The sequence below is a fragment of the Pedobacter sp. Bi27 genome, from assembly GCF_918698255.1.
Classification (GTDB): domain Bacteria; phylum Bacteroidota; class Bacteroidia; order Sphingobacteriales; family Sphingobacteriaceae; genus Pedobacter.
In genome coordinates this window covers 362,881-387,655 of sequence record NZ_CAKKMW010000006.1, presented here as the reverse complement: position 1 = coordinate 387,655, position 24,775 = coordinate 362,881, and the positions used below count along the sequence as shown (strand labels likewise).

The following is a 24,775-nucleotide window of genomic DNA, read 5'->3' as shown; positions in this document are numbered from 1 at the left end:
GAGATCTGAATGAATAAATCTATTGCTTAATCAGCTTAAATTTCCTCAACTGTTGCCCATTTTTATTGATCACACCAACATAAACACCTGTTGATAAAGCGTTGAGCAAAAAACGGCTCGAACTTGTGGCCTTTTCCTCAAAAACCTTCTGTCCTAATATGTTAAAAATAGATAGACTATAATCTTCGAATGATCCACTCAGAATAGTTAAATAATCGGCAACTGGATTGGGAAAGAAAGAAAATTCATTGTCCTTAAGAAACACTGCCGAAACCAGATCGCTCTGCACCTGGCCGTTGGCAGTTTCGAAAGTAACGCGGTAAAACTGGATTCCAGCTTTTGGCTTTTCATCAAAAATTGTATAATCGAGTTGATTTGAAACTGGCTTCGTCTGCTGTAAAACACTAAAAGTATTTGGCCCGGTCTGTTTTTCCCAAATGATATTCTTTAAATCCAAGGTACTTCCAATACTGAGATCTAGTTTTACTTTACCCTCACTTACAGATGCCGATAAATTCCTTACATAACAGGCAATTCCCTGCTGCGTATAATCTATGGTATAACTTTTTAAACCTGTAAAACCTATCCCGTTAGCTGCTATCGCAAAATATTTACTATTAATTTTGCCTGCACCAAGCTTAACTATAGTATCAGTAAGGGTTAGCACCGGAGAAAGAATATTATCCACAATATTGTACAAAGTATAATCTTTTGCACCAGGCTGTGGGTCCCAACTGAGCACAGCACCGTCTTTACATACATAGCCAACTTTCAATGTCCTCGGACTAGAAATCGTAAATGATTGGCTCAATATTACATTTCCATCCACTTCCATTTTTATCATTGCTTTTGCAAACAAATCTGGAGTATTCCAATTGTAAAAACCTTTGCTTAAATCGATCCCCGAAGCAATTGATTTCCATGTAGCCCCTTCATCATAGCTGACCGATAAGTTGCCAGTTTTACTGGTGTAATTATTTTCCCACCTGATATAATTTTGTTCATTGGCAAAAAAATATTCGTTTTTTTCAGGATTGATGAAAGAAAAAGTGTTTTTGAATATAAAACGATAAGCTATTGCAAAGCGCTGGTTATTACCCTGTGTAATCCTGTTACCCTTAACATGAATATTATAAGTACCTGCTGAGGGGTTATCGAGACTAACCTGCTGAATGGTATTGATAACATCGGCTTTACGCACCGCTGGCTTTGAGAGGGAATCTAAATGAGGAAAGCTGCTTAACACCCAGGGTAGCGTTAAATTTCCAGCAGGATTTTCGAGACTTAAATCCAATCCATTAACCAAACTTTGTGCTGCATTTACAACAGCAGGAGGATCGTTCCAGGTAATGGTTAGTTTCACTTCAGCTACATTAGCCGGAATTGCCAAGGGAATAAGCAAATCCTGATTTTTGGCCACTTCATACAAAGACGCCCTGTTTTCATCTAAAGTTTTTAACGATTGGGCCACATTCAATTTGCCATAGCCATATAAAAAATCTAGCTGTGGTGCTCCCAAATCATCAGCCGAATTAATTACTGTTGCTCTAATTAATGAAGCAGAAGCCGCTTTTTTATATTTCTGCTGATAAAATTGTTCTAACAATGCGATTGATCCACTGGTAATTGCAGCAGAGCCCGATGTTCCGTCTTCGCCCAAGGCAACAAGTTCCGGTTTTACGCGCCCATCATAGGCAGGACCTTTGCTGCTCAGATTTTCAGAAACATTTTCTCTGTTAATCCCTCCGATCACCAATAAATTTTTAGCCTGCTTAAAATTGCCTGTTAAGTTGGCCCTGGCGGTTATCCCTTGATAAAAACCAACTGATGGCGTTGTTGTTCCTTTATTTCCGGCAGAAAAAACATGGATCAAAGTATCGGTTTCGTAAATCTGCTTATCGTATGCTGCGGCTTCCATTCCGTAGTCATTATCTATATCGGTACCATACGAATGGTTTTGAACTTTAATCTGAAGCCGATTTAAATCTGTAACCAAATCTGGCATGAGGTTAGAAAAATCAGAATATGCCAATTTGGATTTAGGTGCGGCACCTAAACCACGGATAAATGAATTGCCGTTTCCTAATGCTAAGGTGGCCATAATGGTAGCATGGGTAGTTGGTGTTTTGCCGATAATCGCGCCAGGTAATGTTTTCCCCAGCAGATCAAGATCAGTCGCATCATACATCCCTTCTTTAAAGGAAACATTTATCCCCGCACCTTCGATACCCGGAAAAAGACTGTGGGCATTAGAAATTTGGTTTAAGCCGAGGTCGATGCCATTAATTACAACTTCCTCTTTAGCTACAGGCAAAACATCGGCGTATAAAACATCGTCCAGTTCCAATATCAACATTAAATCAGCCTGCAAAATATTAACCATAATCAGGTTGTTGACATGGTCTATTGATTTTACGCTTAAGTTTTTAGCTGAACCAGGTAAAGCATTTACATTTTTAAAGGATAACCTAACCAGGATGGAATCGTTCTTTTTTGTAGACTTGGCAAGCACTTTAATTAACCGATCGCTGGCCTTCCATAGTCCGTTAGCTTTCTCTTGATAAATTACATGATTAGAGAGGCTGGAGACAGCCGGTTTTTCGACAATAAAATAATCGCCGGCAAGTTTCTTTTTAGGGTTTAATAATTGAATTTCGGTAGCCGTCAACGTACGATTGAACCGGACCAAAATGAGCCCTTCGGTGCCTAATTTTTGCGAATTGCCATTTTTGGAAATATATTTCTCAAAATATTTTTCTATTCCAGCAGGTTGTACTTGTGCGTTTAAACCAAGCACAGACAGACAAAAACATATAACTAAAAATACAGTATTGACTTTCAAAAATTATTTTATTATAAAATTTTGTTTACATCGTTTATCTTCTCTAAATTAGGATTAATAAGGTAATCCACAAATTTTATTAACTAACTTATTCAACCTAAACTAATTTAATTCCAACTAAGATGAAAACAACAAAATTTTTATCGATTGCAGCAGTATGCCTTTTACTCGCTAACCTATACTCCTGTAAGAGTAATAATACAGAAAACGCGGTAGAAAACAAAACTGAAATTTCAGCAGACAAATTATCACAAATCAAATCTCTAGGCTTTAGCACCGACAATATCCGCAAAACAGATGAAGGTTATTTGGTAGAGGGAGATATTCTTTTAACTGATGACAATTTAGCTGAACCTTCTACTGGTGCAAATTTAAACATTGCCGAAACCGAGCAGTACCGAACCACAAACATTGTCAAATCATTACCACGTGTAATTACAGTGTCGGTAACCAATTTACCTCAGGTATATAGCGATGCTGTAAACACCATGATTTCGAGATACAACTCGTTGGGTTTACGTATTACTTTCCAAAGGGCTAGCGCAGGTACAACCGGAAACATTAACGTTGTTGGCTTTAACGAAGGTCCAAGTGGCGGCTTTATTACCTTAGGCTCTGCGGGTTTCCCTACTTCTTCAGGCCAGCCTTTTAACCAGATCAGAATGAACACCAACACAGCGGCTTATGGAACCAATCCTAATTTATTGTACCTCGCTTCTGTGATCCAGCACGAAGTTGGCCATTGTATCGGTTTCCGCCATACGGATTATATGAACCGTGCCTTTAGCTGTGGCGCAAGTGGTGCAGGCAACGAAGGCGCATCGAATGTGGGCGCTGTTAGAATCCCAGGAACACCTTCAACTCCTGATGCAGGCTCATTTATGTTGGCCTGTTCTAATGGTGGTAACCGTACTTTCAATGCAAATGATGTGATTGCGGTAAACTACCTTTACAAATAAAAAAAACACAACGGATTACCTTAACAGATCAGAAGCCCCGAAAATTTCGGGGCTTTTTTGTTTATTAACCACAGATGCACACAGATCAACACGGATTGAATCTGTGTCCATCCTTTTTATCTGTGGTTAAATAAATAACAAAATGTGCAAAAACAAACACTGATGGATAGATTGCCACGGCTAATGAAGGATTAGCCTCGCAATGACGACTTTTCTTATAAAAATGGTTTGTGAGGACACAAACCATGGCGAAAAGGGGAAAAAATTTGCAATAGAAAGGTTTAAATCTGGAACACAACCCTAAGTTAATCAAACCTGATAGCGCCGAATAGCTCCCGATTAAAGCAAATATTTGTATTCAAGAAAATTCAAATCGGGACTATAGGCAATAGCAGGACTGAAATAACCGAAGAACTACCGAAGCTTGCTTTCCAAAAAAAACAGATAAAACTAAAATGCTTTTGTGGGGACATAAGCCATGACAAATCATGTTTTAAAATTTTAGTCGGCTACCGCTTTGATAAATTTCCCACCGGCATCGTACCAAACATTAACATCCGGTGTACCTTCGATATCGATTTTGTAGGTTATTTTTCCAGCAGTATTAATCCAATCTACATCATCGATTCTACCTTTTGGGTATTTTGCTTTAATGTTTTTAGCAATTACTGCCGGCAATTGGGCATTAGGGATATCTTTTTCGAAAGAAACTGCTTTTCCCGAAGCCGCATAGGTGGCTTTATGATCTACCTTTCCCAAATTAAAATCGACCTCATAATTTGCGCCTTTCTTTTCCCAATCTACATCTGTTGCTTTTGGGTAAGCTTTATTAAATGCTGATTTAATAACTGATGGAACATCTTTTTGATCTATATCTTGAGCGCTACTACTGGCAATTCCTCCAACTAAAAGTAATGCTGCCAAAATTGTGCTTTTGTAATTCATAATAAAACAACAGCCATATCCATTAAATTGTTTCTAAACCACTAGAATGGTTTTTGAGCACACAAACCATGGGCGGAAATTTGTTTCCCAACAACAACAGATGACTCGTAGAAAAATGGTTTAACCACAGATGGACACTGATGAACACGGATTGAATCTGTGTTCATCCTTTTATCTGTGGTTAAATAAATAACAAGATGTGCAAAAACAAACACTGATTGATAGATTGCCATGGCAAACGAAGGTAGTCTCAACAGTTACGATTTTTTGGAGCGCAATACCTGTGCAAAACATTTAGCCTCTCCCGTTTTACGCTTATACGCTTCGCCGCCTCGTACCTCGTTGCTGCAGGGTACCGCTTCAACCGGGGCTAGATGGCCAAGACAGTATTCCATTTTTGAGGTTGCAGGTGCACCTACTCTGTTCCTAACACTAAATCGGATAGATTGCCACGGCTAATGAAAAATTAGCCTCGCAATGACGACTTATCGTTATAAAAAATGGTTTGTGAGGACACAAACCATGGCAAGGAAAAATTGTTTCTAAAAAAACAGATGGCTTGCAGTAAAAATATTTAACCACAGATAGACACCAATAAACACGGATTGAATCTGTGTGCATCCTTTTTATCTGTGGTTAATGAAATTTATTTTCCGTTCTGTTCAATATCTCTGTCCATTTCTACCAGATCAACATCACTCGGTTCAGAAAAATCGCCGATTAAATATTTGTTAAAATGATCAGCCAGTTTCCAGAAAGCATACTCCGTCATATCTCCAAAACCATGGCGCTGACCAGGAATAATCAGGAAATCGAAACGTTTACCGGCTTTCATTAGTGCATTGGCCACTCGGATAGAGTTTGCCGGATGGACATTATTATCTACATCGCCGTGCATCAATAACAAATGCCCTTTTAAGTTTTTGGCAAGATCAGGGTTTTTATCAATGCTGTATTTAAATGAAGTATCGCCTTTTAACGAAATGGTTTCTTTTACACCATGGTGTTTTTCGCTCCACCAGCGGTTGTAAATGCTGTTATCGTGGTTTCCTGCGTTCGAAACCGCAGCTTTAAAGAAATCGGGATAAACCAACATAGCAGCTGTTGACATAAAGCCACCGCCAGAGTGCCCCGTAATGCCCACTTTCGATTCGTCGATGTAAGAATATTTGGCTGCCAGTTGCTCAATAGCTGTTTTCTTATCTGCCAAACCGTAATCGCGCAGATTGCCATAACCATACGTATGGTACCATTTAGAACGCGAAGGGTTGCCTCCGCGGTTACCTACCGTAATTACGATATAACCAAATTGAGCTAAACGTTCGGTACGGTCCATGCTTTTGCTAAAAGCTTTGTTTACCGCTTCTGTTTGCGGGCCTGGGTACACATATTCGATAATCGGATACTTTTTATTCGGATCGAAATCGAAAGGTTTGTACATTACACCGTACAGATCGGTAATTCCATCATCTGCTTTTACTTTAAAAGGTTCAGGAAATTTGTAACCTGCTGTTATCAATAATGAAAGATCTGTAGTTTCAAGATCCATCACTTTTTTGCCAGATCCATCGTAAAGCGTGGCTTTTGGCGCTGTGTTTACCCTCGAATAATTATCAACAAAGAAAGTATTGTTATCATTCATATTCGCCACATGGTCAAAATCACCTGCATTTAACAGTTTCATGTTCGAACCGTCAAAATTGATGCTGTATAAATGTAAGTAGTAAGGATCTTCTTTACCTTCCCTGCCATTTGCCGTAAAATAAAGGATACGTTTCTTCTCGTCGATATTTACGATACTCTCGCAGTGGAAAGCACCTTTGGTAATCTGGTTTTTCAGCTTCCCATTTCCGTCAAAAAGATAAAAATGTGCCCAACCATCGCGCTCACTCCAATGAATCAGTTCGTTGCCATCATTTATCAAACCTGGGCGGTTGACTTCAACATAGGTATTAAAACGCTCGTCGATTAAAGGCGTAACTTTTCCGGTAGCAATATCAACCGTACCGATGTCGATACGTTTTAAATCGCGACTGGTGCGTGAAAAATAGAATCTGCTATCATTACCCAACCAAATAGACGGACGGAATTCGTTATCACGGTCTTTATTTAATGATGGTTTGCTCCAAACTGAAACACTTTGATCTTTAAATGCGGCAACACTTAGTTTCTTATAAGATTTTGCAGCAAAGTCGAACAGCAAAACTTCATCCTGAGGGGCTTCAGCCTCTCCCGGCATTTGATATTTATAGGTTTCTAAGGTCGGACGGCCAGGTGTAACACTATTAATTACCCAAAGATCTTTAACCTTACGCGAATCGGTTCTATCCAATACAAAATATTTCGAGTTCGGCGACCAAAGCACATAAGCACCACGGCGTTTTTTATTATTTTTTTCGTTCTCTACGTTATTCTCGCCATCGCCATCACTTCCGTAAGAATAGAATTTTACCCCATCTTTAGTGAGCTGATGTTCTACAATCGTGCTGTCATCTTCATTTTTAACTGCTTTTTTGTAGTTGTCTTTATCCATCCAATACAGGTTGTAATTACGGGAAAAGATAATGGCCGACGAATCGGGCGCTACTGATCCCCATGATGGTTTTGGCTTTGGCTTACTGAAGTTTGGCACCTCAGTTAATTTCGCGCTGGCCAGTTCGTATTTGAAAGAAAATATTTTCTTCTGCATAGAATCTGCAGCTTTTTTATCTTTTCTGTCTTTTTTCAGCTCATCGACAGTACTTTTGATTTCAAAAGAAATACTTTTTTCGTCAGCAGCAAATTTCAGATTTTCAAGCGGCAAATGTTCGGCATCGAATGGATCGCGAACAATCAGGGTAATATCTGCTGCCAGTTTAGCATTATCAAACATCAGCTTTTTGCTTTTCGATGCAGGATCTACAAGGTACCAGAATTTTCCTTTCGGACTTTCGAAAGTATACCAGAAACGGTTGCTCAACTTTAGCCAATGTGGATCTACAGTGGTAGAATAAACCATTTTTTTCAACTTATTTGGCGAAAAACGCGATGCAAGCTGATAATTTGCTTTAGGCGGTGACTGAATATTTTCGGTTAGGGTAAATGTTTTGTTTTGTGCAGCTACAGTTAAGGATAAAAACTGCGCACACAGCAGGAGTTTATAAAGTTTATTCATCAAAATTTGTTTGAGCCGCTAAATTATTTAATTAAAGCATATTAAGCAGGCTTAAATATGTAATAAAAGCGATAGTTAGCTCAATTTTATGCACCAGAAATTAATTATTAACACAATTTATTTTGATGGTTAAATAATTGACGGATTTTATAGTTTTGTAACTATATATCCTCACAATGAAATACAGCTTTTTAACCCTAATAACAGCCGGAGTAATCTTATTTGCCAGCTGCCAATCTAAATCTCAAACAGAAAATTCTGCCGCTAAAGATTCTACTGCACAAAACAGCGAAGCTGCAGCAAGCACCGGAACGCCAGTTGACGTTTCGAAAATAAAAGTTGCCGATGCCAAAACCATTTTAGCCCGGAAACAGGTTCCTATTTTATGTTATCACCAGGTAAGAAACTGGAAAGTAACCGATGGAAAAGTAGGTAAAGATTATATTGTAGAAATCCAAAATTTTAAAGACCAGATGAAAATGCTGGCCGATAGTGGCTACCATACCATTTTACCCGATCAGCTTTATGCCTACCTGAACACTGGTGCTGCCCTACCGAGCAAACCCATTATGCTAACTTTCGATGATACTGACCTGGATCAGTTTACCATTGTGCGCCCCACTTTAGATAAACTGGGCTATAAAGCTGTTTATTTCATCATGACCGTTTCGATCGGCAAAAAAGGCAAATTTGTAGATTACATGAGCAAAGAGCAGATTAAACAACTTGCTGACGAAGGAAATGTGATTGGCAGTCATACCTACGACCATAAAAATTTCAAAAAATATGCAGGTAAAGATTGGGAAGAGCAATTAGATAAACCAACCAAAAAACTGGAAGAAATTACAGGTAAAAAGATGACAGAATTTGCCTATCCTTTCGGTTTATGGAATGCAGAAGGTATTCCTGAGCTTAAAAAACGTGGTTTTAGAATGGCTTATCAATTATCAACCAAACGCGATGAAAAAGACCCATTGTTTACCATCCGCAGGATTATTGCCAGCGGTTACTGGTCGCCAAAAACATTAAGCAACAGCATTAAAAATAGCTTTTAAGCAAAATAACCCCGGCTTTTGCCGGGGACTTTCTTTTTAACGAGTTACTCCACAACATGAAAAAAATTGCAGTATTTATTTTATTGTTCTTTCAGATCATTAAGCTCCATGCACAAACACCACACTTGATCGGAAAAGTAGAAGTTGTAATGGCTACAGGCCAGATTACCTGCGATTTTATACTCAGCAATATCCCCAACCTGGCAAAAGACTATCAGATTGTGTTAAATAAGGGCTTTAACATTAAGGCTATAAAAGATTCTGCAAACCAAACCCTAAAATATTCTGGCTTTTATGGTGGTGCCATGCGTGGTGAGGGTTTAACTTACGTTCCGTTATATAAAGACAGTACACTGGTAAATCCTGGTAAACTACACATTACCTATACAGGAGCATTCCCAATTTATACGGATACACTAAACTTTATAGATTTTAAAGGATTGATTGCTTTTAATGGCAAAACCGTACGGGCTGCTGATCAATCTAAATGGTATCCTATTATTTACGACATCAAAAACGACAAGCTGATTGAACAGATGACCTTCGATATCCAAGTAACAGGTAAGGATGCTAAGATGATTTTTGTAAACGGCGACCTGCCTAAACCGGGCCCAATTGCCAGATTTAAATCGAATATCCCCATTGCGCCGATGCTTTTTGCCGGAGATTATAATGTACAAAAAACCAATGGTGCGCTATTTTTAAACACGCAAATGAATGATAAGCAGTTGAATGTTTTTGAACAGAATATTGCTGAAATGAAAGCCTATTATTATAAGGTTTTAAAAATCCCATACGAAACAAAAAATGTATTTATTGAGCATGCGCCGGTAGAAAAATTTAACAAAGGCAGAAGCTGGGGTTTTGTGGCTTTTCCAACCATTGCTTTTGCAGGCATTAAACTGGGCGATATGATTGATGAGGAACAACATAAACTTAAAAACCAGAACGATTACCCATTTATCGCACATGAAATTGGCCATTATTATTTCGGCAACGTATTACAACCCAACTCTACTTTGTTCTGGTTCTTTTTAGAATCTACTGCAGAGTATTTATCGGTAAAAGCAAGCGAAGAAAAATTCGGAAAAGCTTTCGGCACTAAATATTTTCAGGACAGGGCTAAACAACTGAAAGATTTTAAAGCCAAACCTTTAAATGCCATTAAAGAAATTAATGAGATCTCAGGTACCTACCGCTACACTTACGGTCCGTTTCTGCTCCGTGGCCTGGAGCAAATGATTGGTGAGCAACGTATATTTAAATTCTTAAACACCTGCTTAACTGCTAAAAATGAATTAACTGATTATAACTTCTTCAGAAAAAATGCTTTAAAATCGGGCATTACTCAAAAAGAATGGGATGCTTATGAAAAAGAGTTTATCCTTTCCGAAAACGCCGTTTCTTTGATTAAATAAATTAAAAACTTTGAATAAACATTTAAAATCCGCTACTCACATCCTTTTATCAATTTTATTTTTAGGATCATTTTCGCTGGCTTGTTCGAGCAATAAACCAAAAGAAAAAATTGTTGCAACCAGCACGATCAAAGAGATTAATATCGATTCGGCCAATACCAAACCTGCAGATAACAAAACCATTCTGGCCCGCAGAGAGGTGCCCGTTCTGTGTTACCACCAGATTAGAAACAACATTGCCAGTGACAGTAAAAGAGCGCACGACGATATTATTGCCCCTGACAAATTTAAAGGCCACATAAAAATGCTGGCCGATAGTGGTTACCATTCTATTCTACCCGATCAGCTATACAATTATCTGGTTTATGGTGCCAAGTTGCCCGAAAAACCAATCATGATTACTTTCGATGATACGGATGAAGATCAATTTACCATTGGGAATACAACATTGAAAAAATACGGCTTTAAAGGCGTTTATTTTATTATGACGGTATCGATCGGCAGAAAAGGGCGGATCAACTACATGACTAAAGAACAGATTAAACAGTTATCTGACGAAGGGAATACGATTGCCAGCCATACCTATGATCATAAAAACTTTGCGCAGTTTACCGACGAGGACTGGACAACCCAAATTGATGCACCAACTAAAAAACTGGAAGAGATTACGGGTAAAAAAGTAGCGTATTTCGCCTATCCTTACGGTGTTTTCAAAGCTTCAACCTTACACAAGCTAAAAGAACATGGCTTTAAAGCGGCATTTATACTTTCAACAGCACGGGATGAAAACTATCCACTTTACACCATCAGGCGAATAATTGATCCTGGAAGATATACCGCGAAAAATTTATATTACAGCATCAACAAGAGTTTTAATAAAACAAAATCATAGCAAAAAGGTTTAAAATATAGTGTGTTTAAATGTTGAAAGGTTAAGCACAACGTTTCAACATCCGAACTTTACAGCATTAAAACTTTATACCCTCCCTATGAAATATTATTTGCATTGTTTCCTTTTCGGATTACTCATTATATCTGCCTGTAACAACCCTAAAAATGGAGCCAATACCGCTGAAACTACAAGTGATAGTACGGCGAATGCAAAAACCGAACTTGCAGAAAGTTTTTACAAGCGGTTGGAAGGTACTATTGCAGGCAAAAAAGTAGTGATGCACTTGCAAAAGGTTGATGATGATGTAAGTGGTACTTATTACTATGATGGCTCGTGGCTTAACCTATCAACGGACACTTTAATCGGGAAAGATAGCATTATCCTCGCTGAATATAGTTTTTATGAATCATACTTCACACAGGATTTTAAATCGCCCCATTTAGCTTTAAAATGGAATGGAAGTGGCTTTAATGGCAATTGGGAAAGTGGCGATAAGACCAAAAAATACCCGATAGCTTTAACAGAAAAATATCCTGAGGGCAGTTATCCGTTCAGCGCCGGGATTTACAAAGACTCGGTTAAAGCATTTGCCAATCAGCCAAAATCGCCTGCGGCTGAAATCAGTTTTGAATACCTGGAAAGCAAAAATGATGATGAGTACGGCAATTGGTTAAACTCGGAACTTAAAAAAATTTCAGGGCTAAAGCCAAATATCGACCGCTCCATTGGCTTTAAAAACATAGCCACCGCTTATTTTAAAGATTATAAGATGCAGGTTGCCGAGCAACAAAAAAATGGCCACGACAATGATTTTCAGGCATGGATGAACTACACCAATAACAGCCAGCAATCTATCAATTACAATGATAATGGTTATGTAGTAATCGATTTCCTTGCTGACGCTTATACTGGTGGTGCACATGGCAATTACAGCAGCGTAATGTTTTGTTTAGATGTGAAAAACAAAAAACAAATGGTGCTTAGCGATATCATCAAAATAGATTCGAATACCTTACAAAGTATTTTAGAACGCAATCTTCGTAAAGAATATAACATTAAAGCCAAAGATGCACTTAGCACCGTACTATTTGATGACTTTATTAAACCGAACAAAAATTTTTATTTCAATGCGAATGGGATTGCTTTTATGTACAACCCCTATGAAGTAGCAAGTTATGCACAAGGGCAAATTGTAGTGTTTATTCCTTATTCGGATTTAAAGACTTATTTGGTACCGGCTTTTGCCCAAAGAATGAGTATTAAGTAGTTCTCCAGTTTACAATTGACAGTTCCTCAGATTTCAGTTGATTATTGGTTAATTGATTAACTGAAAACCGCCAACCGAAAACTTACGATCTGTGTTTATCATCTTAAATCAGCGGGAATAACTATAAATTGTCCCCGCAGATTACACAGATTACGCAGACTTTTAACTCAACTACCTGCTGCAAATTGTAAACTGCCAAACTGAAAACTTTATAATATCTCTTTTACGATATATTCTTTACCATTAAAATTAAAGCTTTCATTTATTGCTTTTCCGATCAAAAACCTTCCGATTGGCGAAGCCTGCGATACGGCAAAGAATTTTTGTCCATCGGTATTAAGTTCACCAGCGCTGATGCTGATATAAAAATTACCTTCTGAGGTTAAAACCAAACTTCCGTTTTTAACCAGGCGATCTGATTCTACATTTTCGATCTGTTGTAATGCAATTTTCTGTTGTCCGGCTTCGTACAGTAATTTACTGTTGCGGTCCATCTCCTGCTGCATCATTTCGCGCGTAGTTTCGTATTTATCGCCTGCACTACTTTTTGTATCATCGTTCGAAGCTTGCCTGGCTTGTTGCAGAGAATATTCAATATTTTCTATCCTATTTTGAATGAAAGTTAAGCAAAGCTGATAAAGTTTAGATTTTAATGCAGACATATAATAATGGGTAATAGAAAATGTAAACGGATGATATTAAATGGAAGACAGCCTATTTCCTTAAGGCAAAGGCTTGTTTTAAAATAGATTCGATTTTCTTTTTGGGGATATCTTCGAGGTGGTTGATCAATAAAATTTTCATTCTGGCTCTTTTCTCTTGCAGCAAATCTTCGTGTTCAATTTTATTTCCGTCAACCAAACCGATGTAAGGCTGATGGAGCTTTTTGTGTGTCCAAAGATAGCAGAACATTTTTCCTTTATGGTAATAAAAAGGCATTCCATACTTCCAATGCTCTGTAATATCAGCATAGCCCATTAAAAGCGACCTTAAATATTGAAGGCAACTTTTAATCGGTTCATCTTTTTGCTCGAAATAGTTATCAAGAGGATTTAACATACATTAAATAATGTGAATTTTTAGAAAGATCGTCATTTCGATCCCGAAAATTCGGGAAGAAATCTTTTAAAGTTAACCTATTGGTACTTTTGTTTAAAGATCTCTCCTCCTAAGGAGTTCCTTTGGAACATTCCGCTAAGCTCCAGTCGAGATGACGAAGACGCTTGACTAACCAATAGCCCGAAGTCTTTTGTCCTTAGTTTGAAGTCAATTAACCGATTAACAGTACCTACTAATGAACCATTGACTAATGAACCAATGAACTACCCCTCTATCCACCTCACTTTTTCTTCTATCGAAGTCCGGTTTGGCGCCCAGGGTTTTTCGTTGTGATAGCCCATGTAAAATAAGCCAATGCACTTTTCATTTTCACCCAGACTTAAGAAATCACCTAAATCATCAATTAAAGGTGGAGAGCTCCAATAGGCGCCTACCTGCAGGCTTTCGGCAGTTAAAGCCATATTTTGAACAGCACACGAAACGGCCGCCAGCTCTTCCCACTCCGGTATTTTACCACTCACCTGCATATTGATGGCAATGATGCAATCGGCCTGACTTGTTTTTTCGGCAAAGCTGTCGTATTTTTTCTGTAAAAACTGTTGCGGACTAACCAATTCCTTATATAATTTACCCAGTTCTTCTCCAAGTTTCGTTAATCCCGCTTTTCTGATCACGACAAAACGCCAGGGTTGGGTTAATTTGTGTGTTGGTGCATAATTGGCTGTTTCTAAAATCTGGTTGATTACTTCAACCGGAATTTCTTTTTTTATATAGCTTGCAGGGAAAATACTGCGACGTTCTTTTATAACTTTTGAAACAATATCATATGTTGTACTCATTTGGTAAAAATAGCTAAAAGCTGAAAGACTAAAGCTGAAAGAGAGAGAGAAATTCGACCTCTAATAAAAGATTTGACGCTATGCTAACTGAAAACCTCAAACTGTTAACTGCGAGCTGCCAACTGCTTCCTGATCTGTTTAACTTTCGCAAAAAAGCCAATACTTTCTTTGTCTACCAGGAAATCCATCGTCTGCAAAAGTTCTTCTCTTATCCAATTGTGTTTGGTATTTAAATTGGCCAAAATATTTAAACAATGTGACTTTACGGCTACAGGAATCTTCTCATCAATTAACCAGGCAAAAACAACTTCTACCAAATGATCGGTATCATAACCGGCAAGAATCTTCTTAATTTCTGGAGCGGCATTTTTCTTCGTCATAAAGGCCAGGATTTTAACATAATGCCTCAGTGCAGATAAATTGTTTTGTTGCGGAAATTTCTCCAAAAAATAAAGCGCATAGGGCAGAAATCTTTGCTGATGATTAGTAAATACATTTTCTAAGATCCATGCGGCCCTGAAACCGATCTGATCGTCATGGTAAAAACTTAAATCAATCAGATCTTTCACTGAAAAGGTATCTTCTGAGGCAATTGCGGCTAACTTTTTTACTTTACTTTTCTGAAGGGTTGTTTTTATGGTTTCGAGCAAGAGATCTTTTTGCATAAAACGAAAATATATTTTTTATTAGACAAAATCTCACATTTTTTTGAAACCAGAGAGGTTAGCAAACTAATTTGGGCGTTACCCAAGCTGCGCAAGGGTCGGGCTTTTTCAGGGCTCCGCTTCGCTACGGTACCGATGAAGGATCGCCACTGAACCCTTACAGTCCCTAACGCAAAACTCACTGCCTAAAAATAAATCGAGTTAATAAACCTCGTAGGTTAGGTTAAGAGACAATTGTTTTTAAGCTATAGTGTTAAGCCATTGACCAAAAAGCTTCTCCCCTTCGTAAAATAAACCCGGTAGTAGCGAACACGGAGTGCAACGTAGTAAAGCGGATAACGGGACTGTATGGGTCACAAAGTATCAGGCCCTTCATTTTCAAATTTTCGACCCCAGCCTTTCTACCCTCCCCTCCCGCCTTCAACTTTTTTTTCAGATATTAATCCCAAACCTTTCCTTCTTCTGCCTTTTTACCCTCAACCTTTTTGCGTATCTTTGCGGCTTATTTCAATTATAGCATGATTTCAGTTTCTAATTTATCGTTACGATACGGCAAACGCACATTATTTGAAGATGTTAACCTAAAATTTACCCAGGGCAACTGCTATGGCGTAATTGGGGCTAACGGCGCAGGTAAATCTACTTTTCTAAAAATTTTATCGGGAGAAGTTAACCAAACTTCTGGTAGTGTGGCTTTTACTCCAGGCGAAAGAATGGCGGTTTTAAAACAAAACCACTACGAATTTGATGAGTTTTCGGTATTAGAAACCGTAATGATTGGCCATAAGGAACTTTATGCCATCATGAAAGAGAAAGATGCCATTTATATGAAAGAAGATTTTTCGGAGAAAGATGGCGAACGTGCCGGAGAGCTTGAAAATCTTTTTGCCGAAATGGATGGCTGGAATATGGAAAGCAATGCTGCAACCATGTTGAGCAATTTGGGCATTACCGAAGATAACCACTATAAATTACTAAAAGAGCTAGACAATACGCAGAAAGTACGTGTGTTATTGGCACAGGCCTTATTTGGGAATCCCGATATTTTATTACTGGATGAGCCTACCAACGATTTGGATATCGAAACCATTGCCTGGTTAGAAAACTTTTTGGCCGATTACCAGAATATTGTATTGGTTGTATCGCACGACAGGCACTTTTTAGATGCAGTATGTACGCATATTGTAGATATCGATTTCGCTAAAATGAGCATTTACACCGGTAACTATACCTTCTGGTACGAATCTAGTCAGCTGGCATTAAAACAGCGTAGCGATCAGAACAAAAAAATGGAAGATAAGGTGAAAGAGCTACAGGAATTTATCCGCAGGTTTAGCGCAAATGCATCTAAATCAAAGCAGGCAACTTCTCGTAAGAAGGCTTTAGATAAGATTGATATCACCGAAATTAAAGCATCGAGCAGAAAATACCCAGCCATTATCTTCAATAATACTGGCCGTGAGGCTGGTGACCAGATTTTACAGGTAGAAAACCTGGGCAAAAATGGAAACGATGGTGTTTTGTTCGACAAAATTACTTTCATGGTAAATAAAGGTGATAAAATTGCTGTATTATCTCAGAATAGTTTAGCTACAGCAGCATTTTATGATGTGTTAACGGGCAGAGATACAGACCATAGAGGAGAATTTAAATGGGGTGTAACCATTAGCACTGCAGATATTCCTAACGACAACTCCGAGTATTTTGCCGGTAAAGATGAAAACCTGGTAGATTGGTTACGTGAGTACTCTGGTACCGATGCGGATGAGCAATTTGTACGCAGCTTTTTAGGCCGTATGTTATTCTCGGGCGAAGAGGTACTTAAAAACGTAAAAGTGCTTTCAGGGGGCGAAAAAATGCGTTGTATGTTCTCGAGGATGATGTTACAACAAGCCAACCTGTTAATGTTTGATGAGCCAACCAATCACCTGGATCTGGAATCTATTGAGGCACTGAACAATGGTATGAAAGATTTTAAAGGTGCAATATTATTTACCTCACGAGATCACCAGTTAACCGAAACAGTGGCTAACCGCATTATTGAAATTACGCCAAAAGGCACTATTGATAAGTTAATGACTTACGATGAATATATCAACAGCAGCGATGTTGCGAAACTAAGAGAAGAAATGTATTCTTAATTCTTCAATTAAAATATTGATTTAAAAGCCACATGCACTACATGTGGCTTTTTCTTTATAATAAATTGTATCTGTTGTAGCGTTTTCATCTCATTAATCGTTTTACAAGAAAAAAGCGTTAATGGCCATTAACCAATTTTGTTCAAAAAATTGATTTAAAACATTAAAATGAAAACGAATTTGAAAAATTTTAGCACTACAAAAATTATACTCTCTCTCTTAGCGATAGCTTTAACCATTACGGCTTGTAAAAAAGATTTTAATAACGACCCTATCGAAGCGGCCGGTATTGGCTTTGTTCATGCATCACCTGGAACAGGCGCGCTGGATTTTATCTTGGATAACCAAAAAATAAATAGCTTTACCTACACTAAAGATTTAGGATACTATGCCGCATATCCAGGAACAAGATTGGTGGGTGTTGCTAAAAAAGACTCTTTAAAATATTTAACCACAGCTCAAGCCATATTAAAAGAAGGATCATTCTATTCGGTTTTCGTAGTAGATACTTTAAAATCAACAAAACTTTTAATTCTTGAGGATGATTTAAAAGCACCTGAAACGGACAAGGCTAAAGTTCGTTTTGTAAACTTAAGTCCGGGTTCTGCCCCATTTGATTTAGCTATTGCAGGTACAGATGCACCTTTATTTACTGCAAAAGCATTTAAAGAGTTCACCACTTTCAGCAATATTGCACCGAACGACAGCTATACTTTCCAATTAAAGCAAAGCGGAACAGTTAAAGTGAGCTTACCGGCCGTTAAAATCGAAAAAGGTAAAATTTATACCATCTGGGCTAAAGGCTTATCGAGCAAAACCGATAGTACTGGAGTTGGCTTATCAGTGATGACAAATAAATAAAAATATTTCACTCTACCTGTGAAAACGAAAATTGACCCCACTCAAAAAGTTGGGTGGGGTTATTTTTCTTAAATTTGCAATAATTAATCATGATAAACCTTTAATAAATAGTCCTTTACAGGGGTGATAAAAAAAATACTCAGTTTTGAGGAAATTTTAAAAGGCTGTGTAAAAAACGACAATAGCTGTAAAGAAATGATGTATAAATCATTTTATGGCTATTTAATGGGCATTATTTTAAGGTATACAAAGAACCCTTCCGACAGTGAAGAGCTTGTAAATGATAGTTTTATCAAGATTTTTAAGCATGTTGGCGGTTTCAAAGCACCAAAAAATCCGGAAGAATTACAGCGATCGTTTAAAGGCTGGATTGCCCAGATTGCTTCGCGGACGGCAATAGACAAGATACGAAGTTCGAAAGTTCAGTTTTATGTTGATGATTTAGCTGAAAGTGAACATCCGGTTACCCAGGTTTCGGTCGCTTCGGAACTACACGTTAATGATATTTTGAATTTACTAAATCACTTACCAGATACGCAGAGACTGGTATTTAACTTATATGAAATTGAGGGCTTTGCCCACGATGAAATTTCGAAGATGTTAAACATTCCTGAAAGTTCCAGTCGTGTTTACCTTACACGTTCTAAGAGTAAGTTACGTACCCTTTACCTAAATACCATGGTTAATTCATACGAAAAAAATGGATAAGGAATTAATTGAGCATATTACCGCGCAACTCCAAAACCATGAGGAAACATACCCTGATGGTGCTTGGGAGCGCTTTTCGGAGAAAAAAAATAAGAGACGAGGCATCGCTTTTTGGCCTTTGTGGGCTGCTGCTGCCTTAATTTTGGTCTTAGGAGGTGTATTTTTTGCGCAAAACAATATAGATCAGAAAAAAGATATTGCAATAACTAAACCTAAAGCTCAGCAAAATGCTACAGCCGATCGGAAATCAAATAACAATATTAAAACTAAAATCGATTCTACTTCATTAAATAACGATACAAGCCCTATAAATAAGCTGGCGGCCAATCGTCCAGCCAAAATTACAGGAAGCACAAAACCATTATTAACAGAGCAGACCGGTTATTCGCTTATTAATACATCAGCGCAATTGGCTCCTGTAAACAATAACCTTTTAGATAACAAGCTTGCGGGTGCTAATCTTTCAAACCTGAAAACAAAACAGTTTGATATTTTAACGAAAAAGAAAAAACCTCAACCCATTGCGCAAACAAGTTTTGAAAAACTGCTTGCCCAGGATAGCTATGCGAATCAACAAAAATCGCCATCAAAAACAAGCGAAAATTCTAAATGGCAGCCTGATGTGTATATTGCGCCAGCAATGGGTAACGATAATAAAGTAACCATGAACTATGGCTTTTCTTTATCTTATGCTATTGCCAATAAATTATCAATAAGTTCTGGCGTTTCGTATGCTTCTATTAGCACTACCGAATCGTTAAATGCTTCTGCACCACAAACCTTATCAGGCAAAAACCTCGAGTCGGTTGATGCTAAAGTGCGTGGAATTAACGTTCCTTTAGAATTAAAATACAACATAAGTGATAAACTGTACACCAATATAGGGGTTTCTGCACTGGCTGTTTTAAAAAACTCACAACAGAACAACTATATTGTAAACCAGGTACAGAATTTTTCTTTGACAACAGCAAATGGTTATGCCGATTCGAAGACATTGATTGTGAAAGAAAAAACTACTGAGCCACAGCCCGAAGCCAATATAGATCCTGATAAATACATCGGATTCTACAATTTTTCTTTAGGTTATAAACAAAAGATATCCAAAAAGAACAATATTGCCATCGAGCCTTTTTTAAGGTTGCCGATGAAAACTTTCTCTAAAGAAAACCTTAACCTCACCAATGGCGGACTGCGTTTGAAGATTGATTTTTAGAAAAAAAACTAAGATATTTAGTATATTTGGTTAAATACCTAATATGAAGAATATCAAGCCATATCCTACTGAAGAGGAGCAACCTCCGATTAAAACCCTTAACGAGGTCGATTTTTCTGCAACTTACAGTTATGCAGATTATATGCGCTTCGAATTTGAAGAGCGCTTAGAACTTATCAAAGGGTACATTTTCAAGATGAGCCCTGCTCCTTCGCGAATTCACCAAGGTATTTTAGCCAACATTTTTGTCCCCATATACAATATACTCAAAGGGAAACCGTGTCATGTTTACTGCGCCCCTTTTGATGTACGTTTAGCTAAGAAAACTCAAGATGACAAAGAAGTTTTCACCGTAGTGCAACCCGATATTGCTGTAATCTGCGACCAATCTAAACTGGATAAACGTGGATGTATTGGCGCACCAGATATTGTTGTCGAAATTTTATCACCAGGTAATAATAAAAAGGAATTGATCAACAAATATGAGGTTTATGAGGAAGCAGGTGTTAAAGAATACTGGATTGTAAGTCCTTCTGAAAAAACATTTTTCAGATATATCCTTGATGGCAAAGGCAAGTTTCAGCCAACAAAACTACTCACCGAAGGCGAAGAGGTAACTACAACGATCATACCAGGCTTTAAGCTTGTTCTTGAAGAGGTATTTAAAGACTAGGATAAATTCTATGAAAAATATTAAACCATATCCTACTGAAGAGGAGCAACCTCCAATTAAAACCCTTAATGAGGTCGATTTTTCTGCAACTTACAGTTATGCAGATTATATGCGCTTCGAATTTGAAGAGCGCTTAGAAATTATCAAAGGTTACATTTTCAAGATGAGCCCTGCTCCTTCCAGGATTCATCAAAAAATATCGGGAAGAATTTCCAACCCCCTCTATAATGCATTAAATGGTAAAAAATGTGAAGTATATACCGCTCCTTTTGATGTTCGTTTAGCTAAGAAAACTCAAGATGATAAAGAGGTTTTCACCGTAGTGCAACCGGATATCGTGGTAGTTTGCGATCAGACTAAGCTTGATAGACGTGGATGTATTGGCGCACCAGATATTGTTGTCGAGATTTTATCGCCTGGCAATAATAAAAAAGAGCTGATCAATAAATATGAAGTTTATGAAGAAGCAGGTGTTAAAGAATACTGGATTGTAAGTCCTTCTGAAAAAACATTTTTCAGATATATCCTTGATGATAATGGCAAGTTTCAACCAACAAAACTGCTCACTGAGGGTGAAGAGGTAACTACAACGATCATACCAGGTTTTAAACTCATTTTAGATGAGGTTTTTCAAGATTAAACATGGATATTAACGAAAGAAGTCAAGTTTTATAGCAACTTTGCCATTTAAAACTTGACTTCTTTGAAATCTTTTATATATAACTAGTGACCTGAATGACCGTCAGCTCCGTGAGCATGACCATGAGCCAATTCATCTTGAGTAGCTTCACGTACATTTAAAATCACACCGCTAAACACTAAATTTTTACCAGCCATTGGGTGGTTTAAATCTACTGAAATGGTTTCGTCGTGAACAGCAGTAACACCTGCTCTAAACTGATTACCATTGTTATCTTGTAAAGGAATCACATCGCCTACATTTGGTAATTCGCCACCAGCTTCAGTAAACATGGTTTTTGGAAGATCGGCGAAAGCACCTGGATCGATATCACCGTAACCATCTGCTGCAGATAGCTCGAAGCCATATTCATCACCAGTTTTTAAACCGGTTAAATGTTCTTCAAATTTAGGCAACATCATGCCAACGCCATATAAAAATACTAAAGGATTTTGTTCGTCAGCTTTTTCTACAAAAACTTGTTGTCCTTCTTCGTTAGTAGTATGCAATTCGTAAGTTAACGCTACTACAGAGTTTGGTGAAATATTCATTTAAATTAATTTATTGTAAATACTCTAATGCGTCCTCAACAGTGTTAACCGGCAACTGGCATACTTTATTTCGGCAAATATCTTTTAACTTGATTTTACGTCCGTAGCGCAAAGATAACCTAATTATTAGTTTAACAAAAAAAGTGTTTAATTGTTGTCTGATAGATATAAAAATTAGTACTAGTGCGAATAATAGTACCAATCTTTTCTACATTACATTAGGCACTCATCTGCAAAACTGTAGTAGTTATGCTTGGTAATAATCAGATGATCACAGACTTCAATATCCAGTAATTTACCTCCTTCTTTTAATTTCTCTGTCAACCTTTTATCAGCATCACTAGGACTTAAATTACCACTTGGGTGATTATGTGTCAATATTAATTTACTGCTATTGGTCTTTAAAGCTACTGAAAATATGATCTTCGGATCTGCTAGCGTTCCCTGCACTCCACCAATTGAAATATCAACAATTCCTAACACTCTGTTACTGGTATTGAGTAGAATTACTTTGAACTCTTCAAGTAACTCGATTCTTCCTAATTGCCAATGTTGCATTAGGATTCTATAGGCATCTTGAGAACTATTAATTTTTGGTCGTTCTGTGATGTTGTAGTTTGATTTGTAGCTTACTTCGACTTCAGCCACTTTGAATGGGTTTTGTTCTTGTACCATAAGATTTGAATTAATTATGGTACGATGGCAAGCTTTAAGATCAACTAAGCAAAGGAGGAACGGAATAAATAGGCTGTGCGGTCGACACTTGAGGGTTTATGCCGTAGATCCTTTTAGCATGTTGAGATTACAAGGTTAAATTTGTTTAAATGATTAATAAATAATTTCAACCCACGATTATTCACACTCTAGATAGTCTCCAGAGGATGAAGCAGTAGTTTAAGCATTAGCTTTAAAGGTTGATGTTTTATAAAGTGGATATAGACACAGGAATCTGATATAAAATTATTTAGCCATGGATTTTATATTTTGGAGATTAGTAAACTAAAATCTTCTTCTTCGACGAAATTTGTATCCCCTAAAAAGATGCAATGGTGCTGAAGAAGATATAACTCTATTCGACATACGAAGTTTTGCTTGCAGCTGCTCAGTACGTTCATTTTCAGCTTGGATTTTCAGCTCTTGGATAATTTTTTGCATCTTAATAGTCCATTCCCCATTTATTGTTGATTTTATAAAAGCTTTTCTTGAAATTTCAGCAACCATAGCGTATTTGCTAATTTGCGGAAATAAGCAATAAAGGTTATTTCTAATATTGTCTTCATCCTCCAATTTCCTATCACCTGGGGGTTCCGCTAAAAGTGGCCACTGGTTTTCATCCATCGTGGCCATCTTTTTCGGCCTATATTGTTCACTAGATTTCGCTTGAAAGTGGCCACTCGGCTCATTTTAAGCGGTTTTAAGCTTCTGAAAAGCGGGGGTGGATTCAATGATTGTTTCGCCTAGAGAAATCGAAACGGAGATGTTCTAATAGCCTTAAAATCAAAAATTATATTTCTTATTCTAATGTGTTTTTAAAAGCGGGTTGATTTGCTGTAAATCTTGTTCTGGAAGGCCGTTTTTGTTGCAAAACCATCTTCTGTGGAGGATTGGTTGATCAAATGCAGGAAAGATAGATTGGAAAATGAAGGGAAGGAATCTGGGAGGATTTAATATATTTGGCTCAGTCTTTACGATTCCATCAAGACCGGATGGTAAAAAGCGGGGTGTACAGTTTGGAATGAAAACTGGTGCACACTTTTAGCGAAATCCCCAATCTTTGCTTTATGCAAATGGGAAACTGTTTGTTTTATTCTTTGACATATTGAAAGTAAAATATGGTTGAACAGAGCCACAGTTTAAATTAAAAATTAATTTGATGCGTCTCACTTATTAAATAGCTGTTATTAGTGAGGCTTAAGACATCGAATATTTAATATTATTATTAAAATGGCAAAGCGCATTTTATCAACAGGTAGTTCAGCAACTGCCGTAAGCACGTCCTTGAGTGAGTTATCATTCGGACAAAAATCAAGGTTTAATTATCTTTCTTCAATATTTGAAGATGAAACTACAGTGATCAACATTGTTAAGCATATTGAGCCACGCGGTCAAAATAATTGGGCTCAATTAAATGAAAAACTGCACAGAATTGCAAATGCAGATTCTCAAGGCAGGGTCTACCATAATGCTATAAATCAAGCTTTTGAGATTGATGAGGAATATACTTCCGATGATATCATTAAAATAATTGGAGATATCCGTAGGCGTCTAAATATGCCAACTCATATTGGGAGGTTAAAACGATATTGTGAAGATGATTTCTTTACTGTATTTATGATTCACGATGTAGTAACCACTACTTCAATTGGAAAAAAGCGAGCATCAAGATCTGATGTTATAGCATTTAAACCAATTATTAGCTTAATGCAAGCTTATTAGATAACTTACTTTCAATATGTTTTAGAATATCAAAACCCACTTCTCGTGGGCTTTGATATTATTGCTGTGTTGCTATTATTCTGTTGGTAGTTATCCAATTGATATCGTTGTCTGGAAATTCTTGATTAATAATGTCTGCTACTTGCTGTAATGTAGCTTTTGTAGCCCAACTCTTCTCTGACAACTGGTTAATCCATTCAGAATCACCGTCGCTCATTTTATCCGCTAATAGGTCATGACGGATGGAATAAAAATCTTCCCCATTTTCGTCGTAAAAAACTAATGAGCCATCCTCTAATTTAATTTCTGCTACTTCCATTTAAATATTTGATATTTTAAGACGGAATAGCTTTATTGCCACTCCGCCTTAAATATAATAAAGTATTATAAAGTTGAGGTACTTGAATAGCAACAAACA

General features: G+C 37.4%; 24 protein-coding genes. 13 read left to right on the top strand and 11 right to left on the bottom strand.

The window, feature by feature from the left end; genetic code table 11:
- Positions 1-19: 19 nt before the first annotated feature.
- Positions 20-2,797, bottom strand: coding sequence for a S8 family peptidase (locus tag LQ227_RS20755; RefSeq protein WP_230146689.1), 2,778 nt, complete (start codon positions 2,795-2,797; stop codon positions 20-22).
- A gap of 167 nt (positions 2,798-2,964) precedes the next feature.
- Between LQ227_RS20755 and LQ227_RS20750 the strand changes: the two genes are divergently transcribed.
- The gene (locus tag LQ227_RS20750; protein WP_230032697.1) at positions 2,965-3,801 is read left to right on the top strand and encodes a M57 family metalloprotease; all 837 of its coding nucleotides are present in this window, start codon (positions 2,965-2,967) and stop codon (positions 3,799-3,801) included.
- A gap of 501 nt (positions 3,802-4,302) precedes the next feature.
- Here LQ227_RS20750 and LQ227_RS20745 read toward each other — a convergent pair.
- Positions 4,303-4,746, bottom strand: a complete 444-nt coding sequence (locus LQ227_RS20745) for a PepSY-like domain-containing protein (RefSeq protein ID WP_230150848.1) — start codon at positions 4,744-4,746, stop codon at positions 4,303-4,305.
- Between the two features lie 231 nt (positions 4,747-4,977).
- Between LQ227_RS20745 and LQ227_RS20740 the strand changes: the two genes are divergently transcribed.
- Positions 4,978-5,205, top strand: a complete 228-nt coding sequence (locus tag LQ227_RS20740) for a hypothetical protein (RefSeq protein WP_230145184.1) — start codon at positions 4,978-4,980, stop codon at positions 5,203-5,205.
- Positions 5,206-5,392: 187 nt separating this feature from the next.
- On the opposite strand, the gene LQ227_RS20735 is transcribed toward LQ227_RS20740, so the two are convergent.
- A complete protein-coding gene (locus LQ227_RS20735) occupies positions 5,393-7,900 on the bottom strand; it encodes a DPP IV N-terminal domain-containing protein (RefSeq protein WP_230150847.1) in 2,508 nt (835 codons plus the stop codon).
- A gap of 176 nt (positions 7,901-8,076) precedes the next feature.
- Here LQ227_RS20735 and LQ227_RS20730 point away from each other — a divergent pair, with 176 nt between their 5' ends.
- The 4 genes from LQ227_RS20730 (at position 8,077) to LQ227_RS20715 (ending at position 12,532) form a co-directional block, all read left to right on the top strand.
- The gene (locus LQ227_RS20730) at positions 8,077-8,955 is read left to right on the top strand and encodes a polysaccharide deacetylase family protein (RefSeq protein WP_230150845.1); all 879 of its coding nucleotides are present in this window, start codon (positions 8,077-8,079) and stop codon (positions 8,953-8,955) included.
- A gap of 56 nt (positions 8,956-9,011) precedes the next feature.
- On the top strand, positions 9,012-10,373 hold the full coding sequence (locus LQ227_RS20725; RefSeq protein WP_230150842.1) for a M1 family aminopeptidase: 1,362 nt from the start codon (positions 9,012-9,014) through the stop codon (positions 10,371-10,373).
- 10 nt (positions 10,374-10,383) lie between these two features.
- On the top strand, positions 10,384-11,265 hold the full coding sequence (locus tag LQ227_RS20720; RefSeq protein ID WP_230150839.1) for a polysaccharide deacetylase family protein: 882 nt from the start codon (positions 10,384-10,386) through the stop codon (positions 11,263-11,265).
- Between the two features lie 97 nt (positions 11,266-11,362).
- Positions 11,363-12,532, top strand: a complete 1,170-nt coding sequence (locus LQ227_RS20715) for a DUF3298 and DUF4163 domain-containing protein (protein WP_230145179.1) — start codon at positions 11,363-11,365, stop codon at positions 12,530-12,532.
- 209 nt (positions 12,533-12,741) lie between these two features.
- Here LQ227_RS20715 and LQ227_RS20710 read toward each other — a convergent pair whose 3' ends face one another.
- The 4 genes from LQ227_RS20710 to LQ227_RS20695 form a co-directional block, all read right to left on the bottom strand.
- The gene (locus LQ227_RS20710; protein WP_230145178.1) at positions 12,742-13,194 is read right to left on the bottom strand and encodes a 3-oxoacyl-ACP synthase; all 453 of its coding nucleotides are present in this window, start codon (positions 13,192-13,194) and stop codon (positions 12,742-12,744) included.
- Positions 13,195-13,246: 52 nt separating this feature from the next.
- Positions 13,247-13,591 carry a DUF1801 domain-containing protein gene (locus tag LQ227_RS20705; RefSeq protein WP_230145177.1) on the bottom strand — a complete coding sequence of 115 codons (345 nt, stop codon included), beginning with the start codon at positions 13,589-13,591 and terminating at the stop codon, positions 13,247-13,249.
- A gap of 263 nt (positions 13,592-13,854) precedes the next feature.
- Positions 13,855-14,430 (bottom strand): nitroreductase, encoded by a 576-nt coding sequence (locus tag LQ227_RS20700; RefSeq protein ID WP_230145176.1) that lies wholly within the window; start codon positions 14,428-14,430, stop codon positions 13,855-13,857.
- 104 nt (positions 14,431-14,534) lie between these two features.
- Positions 14,535-15,095, bottom strand: a complete 561-nt coding sequence (locus tag LQ227_RS20695; RefSeq protein ID WP_230145175.1) for a hypothetical protein — start codon at positions 15,093-15,095, stop codon at positions 14,535-14,537.
- Between the two features lie 518 nt (positions 15,096-15,613).
- Between LQ227_RS20695 and LQ227_RS20690 the strand changes: the two genes are divergently transcribed.
- The 6 genes from LQ227_RS20690 to LQ227_RS20665 all read left to right on the top strand — a co-directional run bounded on the left by LQ227_RS20690 (position 15,614) and on the right by LQ227_RS20665 (position 21,331).
- Complete coding sequence (locus LQ227_RS20690; RefSeq protein WP_057933412.1) at positions 15,614-17,236, top strand: ABC-F family ATP-binding cassette domain-containing protein; 1,623 nt, start codon at positions 15,614-15,616, stop codon at positions 17,234-17,236.
- A 168-nt stretch (positions 17,237-17,404) separates the two neighbouring features.
- The gene (locus LQ227_RS20685; RefSeq protein WP_230145174.1) at positions 17,405-18,097 is read left to right on the top strand and encodes a DUF4397 domain-containing protein; all 693 of its coding nucleotides are present in this window, start codon (positions 17,405-17,407) and stop codon (positions 18,095-18,097) included.
- Positions 18,098-18,220: 123 nt separating this feature from the next.
- On the top strand, positions 18,221-18,805 hold the full coding sequence (locus LQ227_RS20680) for an RNA polymerase sigma factor (RefSeq protein WP_230145173.1): 585 nt from the start codon (positions 18,221-18,223) through the stop codon (positions 18,803-18,805).
- A complete protein-coding gene (locus tag LQ227_RS20675) occupies positions 18,798-20,018 on the top strand; it encodes a hypothetical protein (protein ID WP_230150836.1) in 1,221 nt (406 codons plus the stop codon). The genes LQ227_RS20680 and LQ227_RS20675 overlap by 8 nt, the downstream gene beginning before the upstream one ends.
- Positions 20,019-20,061: 43 nt before the next feature.
- Complete coding sequence (locus tag LQ227_RS20670; RefSeq protein ID WP_230145171.1) at positions 20,062-20,691, top strand: Uma2 family endonuclease; 630 nt, start codon at positions 20,062-20,064, stop codon at positions 20,689-20,691.
- A 10-nt stretch (positions 20,692-20,701) separates the two neighbouring features.
- Positions 20,702-21,331, top strand: a complete 630-nt coding sequence (locus tag LQ227_RS20665) for a Uma2 family endonuclease (protein WP_230145170.1) — start codon at positions 20,702-20,704, stop codon at positions 21,329-21,331.
- 83 nt (positions 21,332-21,414) lie between these two features.
- Here LQ227_RS20665 and LQ227_RS20660 read toward each other — a convergent pair whose 3' ends face one another.
- The 3 genes from LQ227_RS20660 to LQ227_RS20650 all read right to left on the bottom strand — a co-directional run bounded on the left by LQ227_RS20660 (position 21,415) and on the right by LQ227_RS20650 (position 23,259).
- Complete coding sequence (locus LQ227_RS20660; RefSeq protein ID WP_057933416.1) at positions 21,415-21,921, bottom strand: peptidylprolyl isomerase; 507 nt, start codon at positions 21,919-21,921, stop codon at positions 21,415-21,417.
- 213 nt (positions 21,922-22,134) lie between these two features.
- Positions 22,135-22,596, bottom strand: coding sequence for a RadC family protein (locus LQ227_RS20655; RefSeq protein ID WP_230150833.1), 462 nt, complete (start codon positions 22,594-22,596; stop codon positions 22,135-22,137).
- A 324-nt stretch (positions 22,597-22,920) separates the two neighbouring features.
- On the bottom strand, positions 22,921-23,259 hold the full coding sequence (locus LQ227_RS20650) for a hypothetical protein (RefSeq protein WP_230150831.1): 339 nt from the start codon (positions 23,257-23,259) through the stop codon (positions 22,921-22,923).
- A gap of 606 nt (positions 23,260-23,865) precedes the next feature.
- On the opposite strand from LQ227_RS20650, the gene LQ227_RS20645 reads away from it, so the two are divergent.
- Complete coding sequence (locus LQ227_RS20645; RefSeq protein WP_230150828.1) at positions 23,866-24,357, top strand: hypothetical protein; 492 nt, start codon at positions 23,866-23,868, stop codon at positions 24,355-24,357.
- Between the two features lie 58 nt (positions 24,358-24,415).
- Here LQ227_RS20645 and LQ227_RS20640 read toward each other — a convergent pair whose 3' ends face one another.
- Positions 24,416-24,676, bottom strand: coding sequence for a hypothetical protein (locus tag LQ227_RS20640; protein ID WP_230150826.1), 261 nt, complete (start codon positions 24,674-24,676; stop codon positions 24,416-24,418).
- Positions 24,677-24,775 lie beyond the last annotated feature (99 nt).

Bases quoted from the DNA above. Each gene is read 5' to 3' on its own strand.
- LQ227_RS20640 (WP_230150826.1), bottom strand. From the start codon at position 24,676: ATGGAAGTAGCAGAAATTAAATTAGAGGATGGCTCATTAGTTTTTTAC.
- LQ227_RS20665 (WP_230145170.1), top strand. From the start codon at position 20,702: ATGAAAAATATTAAACCATATCCTACTGAAGAGGAGCAACCTCCAATT.
- LQ227_RS20660 (WP_057933416.1), bottom strand. From the start codon at position 21,921: ATGAATATTTCACCAAACTCTGTAGTAGCGTTAACTTACGAATTGCAT.
- LQ227_RS20725 (WP_230150842.1), top strand. From the start codon at position 9,012: ATGAAAAAAATTGCAGTATTTATTTTATTGTTCTTTCAGATCATTAAG.
- LQ227_RS20690 (WP_057933412.1), top strand. From the start codon at position 15,614: ATGATTTCAGTTTCTAATTTATCGTTACGATACGGCAAACGCACATTA.
- LQ227_RS20735 (WP_230150847.1), bottom strand. From the start codon at position 7,900: ATGAATAAACTTTATAAACTCCTGCTGTGTGCGCAGTTTTTATCCTTA.
- LQ227_RS20745 (WP_230150848.1), bottom strand. From the start codon at position 4,746: ATGAATTACAAAAGCACAATTTTGGCAGCATTACTTTTAGTTGGAGGA.
- LQ227_RS20695 (WP_230145175.1), bottom strand. From the start codon at position 15,095: ATGCAAAAAGATCTCTTGCTCGAAACCATAAAAACAACCCTTCAGAAA.
- LQ227_RS20705 (WP_230145177.1), bottom strand. From the start codon at position 13,591: ATGTTAAATCCTCTTGATAACTATTTCGAGCAAAAAGATGAACCGATT.
- LQ227_RS20655 (WP_230150833.1), bottom strand. From the start codon at position 22,596: ATGGTACAAGAACAAAACCCATTCAAAGTGGCTGAAGTCGAAGTAAGC.
- LQ227_RS20710 (WP_230145178.1), bottom strand. From the start codon at position 13,194: ATGTCTGCATTAAAATCTAAACTTTATCAGCTTTGCTTAACTTTCATT.
- LQ227_RS20750 (WP_230032697.1), top strand. From the start codon at position 2,965: ATGAAAACAACAAAATTTTTATCGATTGCAGCAGTATGCCTTTTACTC.
- LQ227_RS20740 (WP_230145184.1), top strand. From the start codon at position 4,978: ATGGCAAACGAAGGTAGTCTCAACAGTTACGATTTTTTGGAGCGCAAT.
- LQ227_RS20685 (WP_230145174.1), top strand. From the start codon at position 17,405: ATGAAAACGAATTTGAAAAATTTTAGCACTACAAAAATTATACTCTCT.
- LQ227_RS20645 (WP_230150828.1), top strand. From the start codon at position 23,866: ATGGCAAAGCGCATTTTATCAACAGGTAGTTCAGCAACTGCCGTAAGC.
- LQ227_RS20675 (WP_230150836.1), top strand. From the start codon at position 18,798: ATGGATAAGGAATTAATTGAGCATATTACCGCGCAACTCCAAAACCAT.
- LQ227_RS20670 (WP_230145171.1), top strand. From the start codon at position 20,062: ATGAAGAATATCAAGCCATATCCTACTGAAGAGGAGCAACCTCCGATT.
- LQ227_RS20650 (WP_230150831.1), bottom strand. From the start codon at position 23,259: ATGGATGAAAACCAGTGGCCACTTTTAGCGGAACCCCCAGGTGATAGG.
- LQ227_RS20700 (WP_230145176.1), bottom strand. From the start codon at position 14,430: ATGAGTACAACATATGATATTGTTTCAAAAGTTATAAAAGAACGTCGC.
- LQ227_RS20715 (WP_230145179.1), top strand. From the start codon at position 11,363: ATGAAATATTATTTGCATTGTTTCCTTTTCGGATTACTCATTATATCT.
- LQ227_RS20730 (WP_230150845.1), top strand. From the start codon at position 8,077: ATGAAATACAGCTTTTTAACCCTAATAACAGCCGGAGTAATCTTATTT.